Origin of the sequence: Catalinimonas locisalis (assembly GCF_038039535.1) — a bacterium.
Lineage (GTDB): Bacteria > Bacteroidota > Bacteroidia > Cytophagales > Cyclobacteriaceae > Catalinimonas.
On the sequence record NZ_JBBPHP010000010.1, the window covers coordinates 34284 to 48100 of the forward strand.

Here is a 13817-nt window from a genome sequence, read left to right on the forward strand (position 1 = left end):
TTAATTAAAGAGGTAGATCACTCAATCTTAAGAGACAGGTGCTTCTACTTCTTCTTTTTGTTTGCTTCTTGTACTAAGAGATAAACGATTATTTGTCAATTTGATTTTACTCATATTAAGATAACGTACCAGCCTGAGCTTGTAGAAATCATAAAATATTACGATGACCAGGAAAAAACATACGATATAAAACATCTTAAAACCAATCTGTAGGTATACGAAACCAGCGCTAACTCCTCCGCTCAGGTAAGCTATTGCAATAGAAGTAGTCAGAAGTACCTTACTTCTTATCTCCGGATTTTCACGAAATTCTTTTTTGGTAAACATAGAATAAAGAATCCCCAGATCAGTTGTGGCACCAGTAAGGTGTGTTGTCTTTACTTTAGAGTTAGAAATACTCGCAGTTAGTCCATTTTGTAAGCCCATGGCATAGAGCATTAGTGCTACTAGAACCTCAGATTCTGTTAGCGTCTCTTTATAATAATACTCTCCGTAAACACCGACCGTTAACAGACAAAGAATCTCCAGTACCAACGGAAATGCATGAGCCAGATAGGCATTACGATGATTAAAATGAATCACTACCAAATTAGAGGTAAAACACCCTAAAAAGAAAAGGAATATCCAGCCGAATACAATGCCGACCTGATACCAGTTTCCTCTGGCAATTTCCGCTGCAAGAATTGCATAATGTCCGGTGACATTGGATGCAAAAGCAAAAAATATCATGAGAGAAGCAATGTTGACCATACCGGCAGAATAGGCAGTCAGTACTCCAAGTCTTAAATTATCTTTCAGCGTTCTACTATTACTGTACTTCCTAAGCATTCCTTATATTTTTTCAAAAGTTAGTTTAGCGATTCCCCTCACCTGCATATCTGAGTCAAAATTCAACACCATGTTTTGCTTATCTAGTCCAGTGATATCGTAATATTCTACTGCATCATTATCATGTCTGAGTTCCAGAATATGACCTCTTCCTTTGATGCTCCAGTTGACAATTTCTTCGCTATTTTCACTACTCAACTTGAGTTTCCCATTATCCAGAAAAGTCCAGGTTTCTGCCTGATGAATAATCAGATGTTGGCCCATAGTCTGCTTCACGAAGTCAGAAATATGTCTGTATCTCGCCACTCTTTCAGTTACATCTACCTTTTCATATTCCCAGATCACTTCTTTCCATTCTCCCAGAATTTGCTGCTCAGGGCTTACCCTATCAGCAATCAGGGTACAAAAAAGTAATACCACAGAAGCCAGGGCAGATAGGTATATCAGCCAGATTTTCATATGCTTTCTGTTTGGGTTAAGCTAGTGGAAATCGTATTGGCAAAAATTACTGCAAGCTTACCCTTTTCGGATACTCTGGTTTCTATCCTCAGGTCTACCTGATCCACCATAAGGTTACTTCTCTTAATGAATGGAATTAGATCAAAGGAATTTTTTCTGCTCATCTGCAAATCATAGGTGCTTGAGATAAAAGCTTTATCTACCTGATTCTTTTCCAGATAATTTTCAAAAGCAGCCTGTGTAAATCCTGTAAAAATATCTTTCCTGATGGAGTTGATTTGCGATGAAAACTTATTCTTAATTACATGACATGCCTCATCAAAGTGAGGATTAGAAAGTTTTCTTATCATTTCAGAATGTGAAAAGAAAAGTAGTTCCGTTATGGAGGTAGTTAGATGTACTCCGTGCAGGAAGATGATATCAAATTTTTCCTCCCTACTTGTCATGCTTAGAATTGTCTTGACCACATGCAGAGACTCTATACTGAAGTCTGTAGGGACGATTACTGTCTTTTTCATTTCTCTGTTGATTTGGTGTGTACATAAAATATGTACGAGAGGGCCAATTAGAGAAAGCTAAAATTCATATTATAATGCTATTAGAATTTAAAAGAAAGATTAAAATGAGATTAGAATGTTAGTCAGAATTATATTTTAGTAACCCTGAATTATGACAACTTATATCTTGTCAATAAAGCCTGAAGAGTCAGCTTCTAGTTGTCTTAAAGAGCGTAGACTGATTTTTCTCAGAATAGAGGTCTATTTTTTACCAGGAAATTACTCTTAGATTGAGATGCCATAAATCTACCAAGATGGAATGCGGTCTTAATTTGTCAGTAAGTAATATCAGAATTGACCGATGGGAAGGTTGATCTGCACTGTAGTACCGCTATTCAGAAGTGAAGAGACAATGATTTCTCCATTGTGCATTCTAATAATGTTCCTGGTCAGCGGTAGCCCAATCCCGTAGCCCTCATAATTCTTGGTATTGGAAGCTCTAAAAAATGGATCATAAATGAGCTTCAATTCCTCTTCAGGTATCCCGATACCTTTATCTCTCACTACTATAAATACATTGTGGTCTGAAGCGCCAATAGATACCTCCACTACCTGATAATCAGAATATTTGCAGCCATTGTTGATGATATTTGTCAGAGCAAGATGCAATAGTTGTTCGTTGCCCTTTACTTTGAGCTTTGCAGGGTTTTCAGGCATCAGACTGGTATCAGCATGAATTTTACTTTTGGAATTGATCTTTTCCAAAGTCTCTTTTACATCCCAAAGCAGCTGGTCAATTCTGACCTCACAAAACTTCTGATTGGTACCGTTAAAGCCTGTTTGGGCCAAAAACAACAGTGCCTTGGTTTTTTTGTCCAAAAGCTCCGCCTCGTCCAGTACAATCTTAATGGTTTCTATATACTCGTCTGCTGACCTTACTTTTGATAATGCAACATCTGCCTCTCCAATGATGGCAGTGAGGGGTGTACGTAGCTCATGTGAGGCATTGCTGATAAAATTATTCTGCGTTTCAAATGATGTTGAGATACGGTCCAGCATATCGTTGAACGTACGGGAAAGTTCGTTTAACTCATCATTGCTATTTTTAAGATCCAGGCGAAGGTGAAGGTTTTCTGAACTGATCTGTTTTACCCTTTCAGTAATTTTGGTCAGGGGCCTGAATACATACTTAGAAAAGTAAAAAGAAATGACCACTGAAAACAAAACTGAGGCGATAATGGCAAAAAATAATGTCCTTTTCAGATAAATAGAGTGATGCAACTCAAAGTAGTTTTCTGCCGAAGCAATGACGATATATTGACCTTTATCACTTTTATACTTGATGCCTTTATAATAAAAATGCCCTCGCTCATATTCAGCATCCCCATCTCTGAGAATTTCCTCCATAAAATCAATAGGTACATCTAATGCATTCGCCTCTTCTTCATAGGTTTTCTCTGGAATGATTGCAAAAAAATGATCTCGCTCATGAGGCAATTTCTCAAACAGATTATCAGAATTATTGCTGACCAATGAATCAGGTGCAAAATCTAATTGCGACTTTGCCACTGTCATTGCCCTGACTTTCAAAAGGTTATAAAAATCTTCATGGGAATAATTAGAAATAGAATAGTAGATGAACCCACTAAATAAACTAATAATGCTAATGAATGGAGCGAGCAGCAATAGGGTAGTAATCGTACGAGTTCTCATCTGATTCTATTCAAATCTTATTAATGATGTTTGTATCTTTTAGCTTTCTTTAAGCACATAGCCCATTCCGATTACTGTATGTATAAATTTGTTTGCATACGGGCTGTCTATCTTTTTGCGCAGGTAGTTGACATAAACATCTACAACATTGGTACCCAAATCAAAATCCACACCCCAGACTTCTTCCAGAATGTCTTTGCGGGAGAGCACTTTATTTTTTTTCTGAAGAAAATAGAGCAGTAAGCGATATTCAGTAGTCGTTAAGGATATAGCCGCACCATTACGGCTTACGCTTTTGGTGTAATCATTCAGCAGAAGGTCTCCTATTCTATAAATGTAATCTTCATGAGGATCAGTCACTATTCCATTACTAATTTCAGCTCTCCTTAACAGAGTTTTGATGCGAGCCACCAGTTCAATAAATTTAAAAGGCTTCACCAGATAATCATCAGCTCCAGTTTCAAGTCCCAGTACAATATTCTCGGGTGTACCCAGGGCTGTTAAAAATAAAATTGGTATAGTAGTGTTTGCTTCTCTTATGAATTTGCACACTTCCAGGCCATTAATTTCAGGAAGCATGATATCCAGGATCACAATGTCAAAAGTATTATTTTGAAAAACCTGCAAGCCGGTTTTTCCATCAAAGGCTACGCTCACTTCAAATTCTTCTTCTGTTAAACCTTTTTTGATAAATGAAATCACATGAGCCTCATCCTCAATAAGTAATACCTTTTTCATTGAACTTTTGCAGAAATATTTACAAATGGTTTTTTTCGGCTGATTAACATATAAAAAGCTGAGTTTGAGTTTTCAAAGCCTGATATTACTCAAAAACTCCCTTACAATTACAAAAAGATAAACTTTACATCTGGTAAAGTTAATTAGCTCAAGCTCAATACAGCCAAAAAAACTTGTTTAATAAGAGGTCTTTTTATTTTCCACAAAACGTATACGTATACACCTTTGGTTGCATCTGTGTGCTAATAACACAGATTTTAATTCTATTTTAATATGTAATACCAAGGTAGAATGACCTCTTTATGAAAAGAAAGTTGGTATAATGTGTACACTTTTCTGTCAGCTTATACATTCCACCAATAGGTCAGCTTCAAAACTAAAGCGCGATTTCTAACGCCTAAAGGTTCAGGAAAATAATTGTCCGTATAGACTATGAACAAATCAGAGGCTGGCTGGTAACGCCACTGCAGACGTGTGTTCAGATTAATATTATCCAACTGCTGATTGTATTGCAAAAAGGCTGTTATAAATAGCTTGTTGGTCATCGTTACATCCAGTCTCGGCCCCAGCAACCAAAATTCATTACGATTCCAGGGTTCAGGCAATAGGATATTGTTATAACTCGCCCGCAACGCAATGCTTACATAAGGCTGAAAGCGATAGCCCATCTCGGTGGTAAGGTTAAGGCGAGTTCCTTCTGCATAATACCCACCGTAACGCGTTGAAAAGGAATAGGTAAACAGACTGTTGGGCGTAGAAACATATTCTGTTCCCCAGGAGTCCCAGCGGTGCTCTGACCAGGTAGCTAATGTATCTCCGGAAGTATTCGTTGGATCAAAAGCCTGCAATAATTGTACGTAGTTATGCGCCACCCAGGCGCTTACGGTAGAGCGATTCTGAAATCCGACATTGTAAGATAGATAGGATTCATTGTCTGTCTGCTCAAAAGAATGATTGAAGAAGTAGGTAGAACTTATAGAAGGACCGTGACTTACAATAGCGCTATTTTTAGGAAAGAAACGGTACTCTACTTCAGGATTAATCTTGATGTAGTTTCTACGGGGCACATATCCGACTTCTGCTGTATAGCCCTCCCCCACATACTCATGCTGCCAGCGGAGAGATAGCTTCCTGCTTTCATAATTCAGGTTGGCAGCATGCACCATATTATTATCTTTATCCTCAGGGCTGAACGAACGAAGATAAAGTGCTTTCCCAGTCCAAAGATTATTGGAAGAAGCCAGATTGTATTCTATTCCAAGGTTACGGTTATATTGTGAATAAATAGGCATTTGTGGATCATCACTGGGAGTATAGTTCAGTGATTCTTTATCCACCATGATCAGTCCGATGTTGGAGCGGGCAAACACTCTTCTCTGTACTGCAGCTACTGCAAAATTCTGTGCAGGCAAATCAGTTTCCTCAACCTTACCGGTCTGCATATTCATTACTCCTATCCTCCAGTTCTTATTCACTTTACCGCTAAGCCGGGCGCCAAAACGAATGGGGACGCCCAGGCCAATTCTTCTGGAGAAAAAAGGGCGAATGTTTTGATAGCCGAAATTGGCAAAGAGGTCCCCGTTTTCAAGAAAAAACTGTCTTCTTTCGGGGAAGAAAAGCTCAAAGCGGTCCAGATTGGTTACTTGCTGATCAACTTCTACCTGGGAGAAGTCTGGGTTTACCGTCATGTCTAGGTTCAGAGATGAAGTGATGGCTACTTTGGCATCCACGCCAACTTCACCTCTGTATTCTGTATCTAAGTCATTTTCAAAATCGCGGCTCACCCCACCGAGTGCGTAAGGAATAATGGATACGTTTCCTCCTACCGTAGGTGGGGGCTGATCCCAGACCAGCGTTCCCGTATAGGCAAGTGAAGCGGAAGGAAACTGGCGAGGTACCGGTGTCCAGGAAGATTTTTCGGCTGCTTTCAGATCCAGCCTGCTGAAATTGATGCCCCACTCAGTAATCCCTTTTTTATAGCGGATGGTCTTGAAAGGTATTGCTGCTTCAAAAACCCAACGGTCCTCATAATTTTTAACTTCCGATGTCCATTTGTTATCCCAGCTCAGATCCACACTGCCACCATCATACATCAGACCATCCCACTGAGCACCGGCAGCATTGGCACCAAAGGAAAAACCATTGGTCTGGTCATCAAAAGGGTCCATGAAAAGCAAAAAATTATCATTCTTGCCAAAAGAGAAATCTCTACGCAATGATTCTACGATATATGGGCCGGGTTCTGAATGATAACACACCGCGATAAGGTATAAGAAATTATCATCGTAAGTCATCCTCACCTCTGTTTTGACTTGTGCCAGACTGGTGTCCATTGGCAGGATCATATAAAAATCTTTGGCTACTTCAGCCTCCTGCCAAGCGGGATCATTAATGCTACCGTCAATACTGATGGCGGTGTTTGATTTTTTGAGATAAAGGCGGTAATCAGCATTTTTTTTCTGAGCTAATAGAGGAATGTTAATGAGTAATAGATTGATGATTAGCAGCTGAAAAGCTTTCAATGGCTTGGGGTTTAGTAAGGATCAAACAAGTAGCAAATCTAGTCTTTTTTACAAGTTCAGCAACGTTGAAATATAACCGAAGGATAGTAAAATCACACCTTAACCTTAATCTTTTTTGTCACTCAGTAATTAAGAAAAATAAATTTATGATGAATAAGTATTAACCTTTATAAATGATTTACTTTTTGAGTATTATTGTTTATGAAAAAATCAATAAAAATTACTTTCATAATAGCTTTTTTGAGCCTGATGCTTTATCAGCCTGAAAATGTGCAGGCGCAGGAACAAACTGGGGAATTACTTTGGCAGGTGGAGACCAAGGATGGCAATGTATATTATGGAAAAATTCTTTCACAATCTCAGGAAATCCTAAGGCTAGAGACTGAAAACCTGGGAATACTCAATATTCCGGTAGAAAATATCCGTAGTGTGCGTGAGCTTAATGAGAATGAAGTGAAAGCTGGGGATATATGGCCGGAAAATGCTCAGGCAACCCGTTATTTTTTTGCTCCTAATGGTTATGGGCTTCGGAAGGGAGAAAGCTATTATCAAAACGTGTGGATTTTCTTTAATCAGGTCAGCGTAGGGGTTAGCGATAACTTCTCACTTGGCTTAGGTATGGTACCTCTTTTTTTATTTGCTGGTGCTCCTACTCCGGTTTGGATCACTCCTAAGTTTTCTGTTCCCGTCAAAAAAGATAAGCTTAACGTTGGAGCAGGTGCGTTGATTGGTACCGTCATCGGTGAAGGCAGCACTGGCTTTGGCCTGGCATATGGGGTGATAACCGTTGGCGACCGTAATAAAAACCTTAATGTGGGCATTGGTTATGGATTTGCAGATGGAGAATGGGCTGATATTCCTCTTATTAACCTCGGAGGTATGTTACGGCTGAGTCCTAAGGGCTATCTGCTGACCGAGAACTATTTTGTAGTAGTTGATGGCAGCGCATTTGGAACTCTTTCTTTGGGAGGAAGAACCGTTTGGAACCGCTTCTCTCTTGATTATGGAGGATTTATTCCTTTCAACGCTGGTGATCGCCTCACCATTATTCCCTGGTTAGGCTTTGTAGTTCCCCTGGGAAAGTAATGAGCACTTCAATTGTAAAAGCATGAACCAAAGCTTAGAATTGGTCAAAAAAACAAATAGCTTGCATTCAGAGACTAGGTAAAACACATGTAAAAACTTTCATTATTTAGTCAAAAAACCTTACATTTCGGTTAATATTGAATTTTAGGTATGCGAAGGTTTGCCGCCATATTATTACTCCTTGTATTTTTCCTGTATCATTTGGGATACTATGGTTTTTATCTGGCCATCAGTCATCAGTTGGATCAGCAGTGGAATGCCAAGGTATACGATGATCATTTGATGGACGAAGACTTACTGCATACTTCAATTCCACTCTCCATCCCTTATCAACCTGACCAGCAGGAATATGAACCTCACAGTGGAAAGCTGGAAATTGATGGTAATTATTACCGTATTGTCAAACAAAGGTATGCGCAGGATACACTGCACATCGTTTATGTTAACGATACGCTGCAAACAGAGCTTGATGCCTCTGTCAATGAGTGGTTAGCTTCCATCATTCAGCAACCTGTCAATTCGGATAGCACAGGTTTTCAGTTGTGGAAAGTACTTGCCAAAGATTTTATTATAGATGAGTTCTGGGTTTTAGTACAACCCGAACGTTTATTGGCAGCTCAGCCGTACAGACAGTCTATGATTATCCCTTATGACAACAGCTTGGCTGTTCCTACACCCCCTCCGCAGTATTCTTAAGTTACTTCCCGGCAGATCTTTCTGCCAACACTCAAGTCAAACCATCATAGGATAGGTGTACGCCATACCATGAGGCATTGCTGTAATATCTCCTTTCTGGAGATTAAACATTTGCTTCTTGTATGGATGATGTATCCTGCTTCCTCATGTATTTGGCTTGCTTACTCAATCAATTATGCTGTTCTGTCTCCCGAATGACTTGCTCAGTCCATCGTTTATGTCTGAGCTTTTAGGATTCGGCAGAGCAACCCAATCATTTAATCATACTACGATGAAAAAATATTTATCTGTTCTACTTATTACTATTGCAACAACTTTAACCACTACATATCTCCAAGCACAAGGCTGTGTAGCCATCCGCCACTTTTCCACCTGTAATGCCATCAACGATGGATCAAACGTAGCCTTCCAGGATGGGCAGTGGCAAATAGCCGCTTCTTATCGTTATTACAAATCTGACCGTCATTTTAGGGGTAAACACGAAGAAGTTGACCGTCAGGTGAATAATACTGAAGTGATCAATATCGCAAACGCAGTAGATTTAACTTTGACATATGCTCTCAATCCACGACTTAGCCTCAACCTGATTCTTCCCTATGTGCACTACAGCCGCTCTTCCTTATATGAGCATGGTTTGGTCAACGGCGAATATGTAAAGGAGGAAAGACGCATGACCTATGCCTCCGGACTGGCAGATATGAGGCTTTCGGCCAATTACTGGCTGCTGGATTTTGACGAAAATCCCGGGGGAAACATTTCGCTGGGCCTGGGGGTCAAATTACCCACTGGTAACTATGGCGCTGAAGACCTTTTCTATAATGTAGGACCAGATGGCGGCAATGAAATCCGTACTGTTGATCAGTCTATACAACCTGGTGACGGTGGTTTTGGCTTCACTGTGGAGTTTAATGCTTATAAAGAGCTTTTCAGCCATACTTACTTCTACGCGGCAGGTTTTTACCTCATTAATCCCCGTGAAACCAATGGCACCCGCACCTATCGCGAGACTTTGGTAGCCAATGTATTGGACAATGAGGCGATTATGAGCGTTCCTGATCAGTATTCGCTTCGTGCCGGAATTAGTCGTAGCATTCTGCGGGTTCCCGGACTGTCTGTTTCACTTGGTGGGCGCTTTGAAGGAGTGCCTGTGGAGGACCTGATTGGGGGTAGTGAGGGTTTCAGAAGGCCCGGCTATGTCATTTCCCTTGAACCAGGTATCAATTATATGAAAGGCAAAAATAATATTAACCTTAGCGTGCCTTTCGCATTGGAGAGAAACAGGCTGCAAAGTGTGACCGACATGGAAACAGAAGAAAACCTGGGCATTCCACGGCATGGTGACGCTGCTTTCGCTGATTATCTTATCTCACTCTCCTATTCCAGAAGGTTTTAAATTTGTGTAAATAAGTAAAATAGACCAAAAGCCCCAGCCACTAGTGCCGGGGCCTTTGTTTTTTGATTTTTTTGACTGTTACCAATCATGTTTGAGCAAGCATACAAATTCTTCTGAGCCAATTTACTGCTCATTCTGCTTGATATTCATTTCATGGAGCATTTATCGCATAAGCAAAGTAGCCGTATGCTCTTCCCGAATCACAGCTTTTAATTTTGCCTCTACTTCCGGAGTTACATCTCCCAGTCCGTGAGCTTTCTGCGCATGATCAGCGGCCATTTGCAGGGCTTCTTTCTCCGTTTGGGCACGGATGATACCATCGCAGTCAAAGCCCAGGTCGCGGCAGTGGATGACCTTTTTCATAGCGTTATAGGTTTAAGTTGTACATATGAATTGTGTAGTCATTTTATACTTTTTATCACTTTTTTCTCTAGCTACGCTTCTATCTCACTGGCTATCATAAAGTTAAACTTTTTTTTAAATAATAAAACCTTCCTCCTCAGCTTTGTTGGGGAGAAGAATTTAACTCTTTAGAACTTCATCAGGTAGCAGATTTCATTATTCAGCTTCATTTTCTTACCCCCATGCTCTCTGTTCTCACAGGATTGTTTGAAATAAAGTTTAATCTGACCTTTATGTATTGCTGAATATGAGGAAACCATCAAAGGAATAAGTGAATTTTGCACATTTCTCTTTGCTCATTGCTTCGCTTATGTTTATTTAGCTAAGGTGAGTCATTGTATATGCTTTGCAAGAAGCACAGATGTATCCCAACACCTAAAATTATTGCACCCATGCTGAAATTTTTGAAATCCGTACACTGGGCCGACAAGCTGGTGGATGTATTCGTGGTCGTCTTGAGTATTTCCATTGCTTTCTGGCTCAACAACTGGCGGGAAAACAGTAGTAATACCCTTAAAGAAAAGAAGTATCTGCTAAATCTAAGCGAAGATCTGGCAAAAGATTCTATTGAACTAGCTTTCAAGCAGAAGAACATTAAGGATGTTTTTGAAAAGATTCAAAGAATACAATACTTAACATCCATTCAAAGTAAAGTAGATAGCATCCCAATTTATATGGGTTACGCATTGAATTATGACTATTTTATTTTTCATCCTGAAGACTATACTTACAAGACATTGCAACAAAGTGGGGATATCAGTTTGATCAAAAGTGATACAATACGCCAAACCTTGTCTCATTTGTATGACAATTATCAAATGATGGATCTCCTCAAAGACGCTGGTTATTTTTATCAAACTGATTTGATTTTACCTTTCAATAATAATTATGACTTGAGGACCGGGAAAATTATTGATCCCAAAGTTTATCAATCACCTGAGTTCTTTAACATGATAATCTACTATAGAAATACCTTTGGAAACTATGTAGATGTAACCAATAACACATTCAATAAAGTTTGCAGCCTTAAAAAACTAATTCGTGAAGAACTTGAGGAATAATCAATACTCATCGCGCTAATTTCTTTATCATACAACCATTCAACTCTCTACTGTGTCTTTACACTATATATTGCTAAGCTTTAATCTATCCTGGCTATGAAAACATTTTACTCCCTGCTCCTTCTATCCTGCATGTGCGTCTTTTTTTCCAGCTGTGAGGAAGATGAAAGTGAACAGCTCAAAAACGAGGTTGAGCAATATATGGCGGATCTTCAGGCAGGTAAATTAGACAATGCGATAGAATTGCCTCCTTTCACCCTGGAAGCCATCCCTACCCTGCTCCAATACAGTGAGAATAAATTAGTGATTACCAGATTTCCCCGTAACCCTATTTCTTCATCCATCACTCCCGAGTGTACAGTAGGTTTATACGCCCTCTGGATTGTTGAATCCATACGACTCAGGTATGCGCAGCCTGATGAGCCTTTGGTGGGCAGATTTCCTTCACTCAATCCTAATCTTGCAAGGAGTAGCACATTTGTTTTTAACCCTGAAGAACGTGAAATGGCGCAAGATACCGCAGCAGCAGCCTATCAGGCCTGGTGGCAGCGCTCACAAACCCTGGATTACAGTAGTCTGATGGAGATTGACCCGCTGCAAAACTCCGACTTCTACTGGTTTTAAAACATTTTGTCTGCTCTATAACCAATATTCAGCTTATTACCTGCCCCTGCACTTACTTTTTTTGGTGATAATGGGAGAACATCATGAATGATGCTCCAACATTTCTTATTATAACATAGGCTCAGAGTAAAAAACTCTCTTTTAAGCTCTATAGGGGAAAGTTTGCTGTTTGAGCGTAGCGAGTTTCAAACTTTCCTAGATTTTTTGCATACTTTTTTATCGATGAAAAAAGTATGAGCCCGCCCGGCTTGAGGGCAAATGTTTGAATATCATAAACTATGAGTTTTGATAATAAATGATAAAGCCACCCTCAAGTTAATATAAAGAGCGTTTACATCTATGAACCCCTTAGTTGCACAAATGAGGGATATTAAGCCTTTGCCTTCACCACTACTCCCACTGCTTCCAGCTGTTGGGGGTTGTCTTCAAATGCAAGACGGGCGAGCTTGATGAATTTGGCGTACCATTGACGGACTACCTCATAAGCTTGCTGCTTTTGCTGGGAGATTACCTGCTCCTGGCTTTGCGCCTGCTTCTGCAGACTGAGTAGTTCCATCATTTGTCTGAGCATTTCCTGATTATCTTCCAGCTCCTGCCGGAATATACCGTATTGCTCCAGGGCATCAGCATAAGAAAGGGCAAAATAGTAATAGTTTTGCGCCTGTTTGAGCCATCCGGTAAAGTCCATTCTCCGCTTGCTGTCTAGTCCGAGCAATTCCAGTTCTTCCGGCTTATCTCTAAAAGCTATTCTGGATAAGGTGATGTGGCGACTGTAGACTTCATGAATTTGTTTACGGCTACTCCTGATCGTTTGCGTAGCAGTCTTGGCTTTGGTATGGGCTTCAAACTGCCGCTGACTCAGCTGCTCAAAATTATCACACAGATCCTGCCATGCCTTCACCTTTTTACTGTCAAAGGTATAGTTTTTCATACCATTCTGGATATCAATACTGATACGATAAGCTTCAATCGCAAGTCTTGACTTGTACAATACAGTTTGCTGTTTCATTTTTTTTACAAAATTTAAATACTTCTCTTCTCCCAGGGTCTGATACCTTAATTACTCTTATTTAAGCAGAGGCACCACCCGTTAACTACTTAATGTACAGCGAATTTACTTCCATCATTTACACTTAAACATGGCAAGATTGAGCGGAAAACTACCTTGTATAATTTTTCAGCAGCCTTCAGAAATTTCAAACAGTCTTTATGCACTAAAATGAGTGCTTTTACCTCATCGGAAGGCAAAACAGGGATTAACGGAATAATATTGGGAGGTACGGAGGGCAAATAAAGGCTTCATCGGCCAATATCTATACTTATATTGAGTAATGAAGGCCTGAATTACTTAATGTGAGTATACACGGAGACCAGATGAAGATCATTTTGCTCAATATTCAATGATCAATAGCCCGAATTACGGTTTTTATGTATTAAAAGGCATTGAAGATAGGGTTCCGCAAAACTTTTAGAGACATCATTTATTATATAAATAATGTTTTCCTACTTAGTTAATATCAATTTTATAAATGAAAGCAACCAAAAGGCTGGTAAATATTACTGACGAGATTTATGTATTGCCGAAATCAGCGATTTCGGAAGAGCTAAACTTCTTCAAATAATGGAGGGCATATAAGTTAGCTTATGATAATTTACCTTAAGTCAAATTTACTAGCAATATGTAAGTAAATTGACTCATAAATCTCTATATGAGGCTGCTCAAAGCATAAAAACGGTAGAGATATTTATTTTTTACATATATTGAAAGGCTATAAAGTTGATGAATATTTAATTTTGA

At 39.6% G+C, this 13817-nt stretch carries 13 protein-coding genes; 5 read left to right on the top strand and 8 right to left on the bottom strand.

What is annotated here, in order from left to right; genetic code table 11:
- Positions 1-27: 27 nt before the first annotated feature.
- The 6 genes from WJR50_RS14625 to WJR50_RS14650 all read right to left on the bottom strand — a co-directional run bounded on the left by WJR50_RS14625 (position 28) and on the right by WJR50_RS14650 (position 6757).
- The gene (locus tag WJR50_RS14625; RefSeq protein WP_341294041.1) at positions 28-828 is read right to left on the bottom strand and encodes a YoaK family protein; all 801 of its coding nucleotides are present in this window, start codon (positions 826-828) and stop codon (positions 28-30) included.
- Positions 829-831: 3 nt separating this feature from the next.
- The gene (locus WJR50_RS14630) at positions 832-1287 is read right to left on the bottom strand and encodes a hypothetical protein (protein ID WP_341294042.1); all 456 of its coding nucleotides are present in this window, start codon (positions 1285-1287) and stop codon (positions 832-834) included.
- On the bottom strand, positions 1284-1805 hold the full coding sequence (locus WJR50_RS14635) for a hypothetical protein (protein WP_341294043.1): 522 nt from the start codon (positions 1803-1805) through the stop codon (positions 1284-1286). Before WJR50_RS14635 ends, WJR50_RS14630 begins: the two co-directional genes overlap by 4 nt.
- A gap of 327 nt (positions 1806-2132) precedes the next feature.
- Complete coding sequence (locus tag WJR50_RS14640; RefSeq protein ID WP_341294044.1) at positions 2133-3497, bottom strand: HAMP domain-containing sensor histidine kinase; 1365 nt, start codon at positions 3495-3497, stop codon at positions 2133-2135.
- Between the two features lie 39 nt (positions 3498-3536).
- Positions 3537-4235: a response regulator transcription factor gene (locus WJR50_RS14645; RefSeq protein ID WP_341294045.1), complete on the bottom strand. Its 699-nt coding sequence runs from the start codon at positions 4233-4235 to the stop codon at positions 3537-3539.
- Positions 4236-4579: 344 nt separating this feature from the next.
- Entirely contained in the window at positions 4580-6757 is a 2178-nt protein-coding gene (locus WJR50_RS14650; protein ID WP_341294046.1) for a DUF5916 domain-containing protein, read from the bottom strand.
- Between the two features lie 201 nt (positions 6758-6958).
- Between WJR50_RS14650 and WJR50_RS14655 the strand changes: the two genes are divergently transcribed.
- The 3 genes from WJR50_RS14655 to WJR50_RS14665 all read left to right on the top strand — a co-directional run bounded on the left by WJR50_RS14655 (position 6959) and on the right by WJR50_RS14665 (position 9932).
- Positions 6959-7843, top strand: a complete 885-nt coding sequence (locus WJR50_RS14655) for a hypothetical protein (RefSeq protein ID WP_341294047.1) — start codon at positions 6959-6961, stop codon at positions 7841-7843.
- 150 nt (positions 7844-7993) lie between these two features.
- Positions 7994-8539, top strand: a complete 546-nt coding sequence (locus tag WJR50_RS14660) for a hypothetical protein (RefSeq protein WP_341294048.1) — start codon at positions 7994-7996, stop codon at positions 8537-8539.
- Positions 8540-8810: 271 nt separating this feature from the next.
- Complete coding sequence (locus tag WJR50_RS14665) at positions 8811-9932, top strand: transporter (RefSeq protein ID WP_341294049.1); 1122 nt, start codon at positions 8811-8813, stop codon at positions 9930-9932.
- A gap of 162 nt (positions 9933-10094) precedes the next feature.
- Here WJR50_RS14665 and WJR50_RS14670 read toward each other — a convergent pair whose 3' ends face one another.
- A complete protein-coding gene (locus tag WJR50_RS14670; protein WP_341294050.1) occupies positions 10095-10295 on the bottom strand; it encodes a DUF1059 domain-containing protein in 201 nt (66 codons plus the stop codon).
- A 431-nt stretch (positions 10296-10726) separates the two neighbouring features.
- Between WJR50_RS14670 and WJR50_RS14675 the strand changes: the two genes are divergently transcribed.
- Together WJR50_RS14675 and WJR50_RS14680 are read left to right on the top strand one after the other, a co-directional pair.
- On the top strand, positions 10727-11395 hold the full coding sequence (locus WJR50_RS14675; protein ID WP_341294051.1) for a DUF6090 family protein: 669 nt from the start codon (positions 10727-10729) through the stop codon (positions 11393-11395).
- A 96-nt stretch (positions 11396-11491) separates the two neighbouring features.
- Positions 11492-12019 carry a DUF4943 family protein gene (locus WJR50_RS14680; RefSeq protein ID WP_341294052.1) on the top strand — a complete coding sequence of 176 codons (528 nt, stop codon included), beginning with the start codon at positions 11492-11494 and terminating at the stop codon, positions 12017-12019.
- Between the two features lie 370 nt (positions 12020-12389).
- Here WJR50_RS14680 and WJR50_RS14685 read toward each other — a convergent pair whose 3' ends face one another.
- A complete protein-coding gene (locus WJR50_RS14685) occupies positions 12390-13028 on the bottom strand; it encodes a PQLLE family protein (RefSeq protein ID WP_341294053.1) in 639 nt (212 codons plus the stop codon).
- Positions 13029-13817 lie beyond the last annotated feature (789 nt).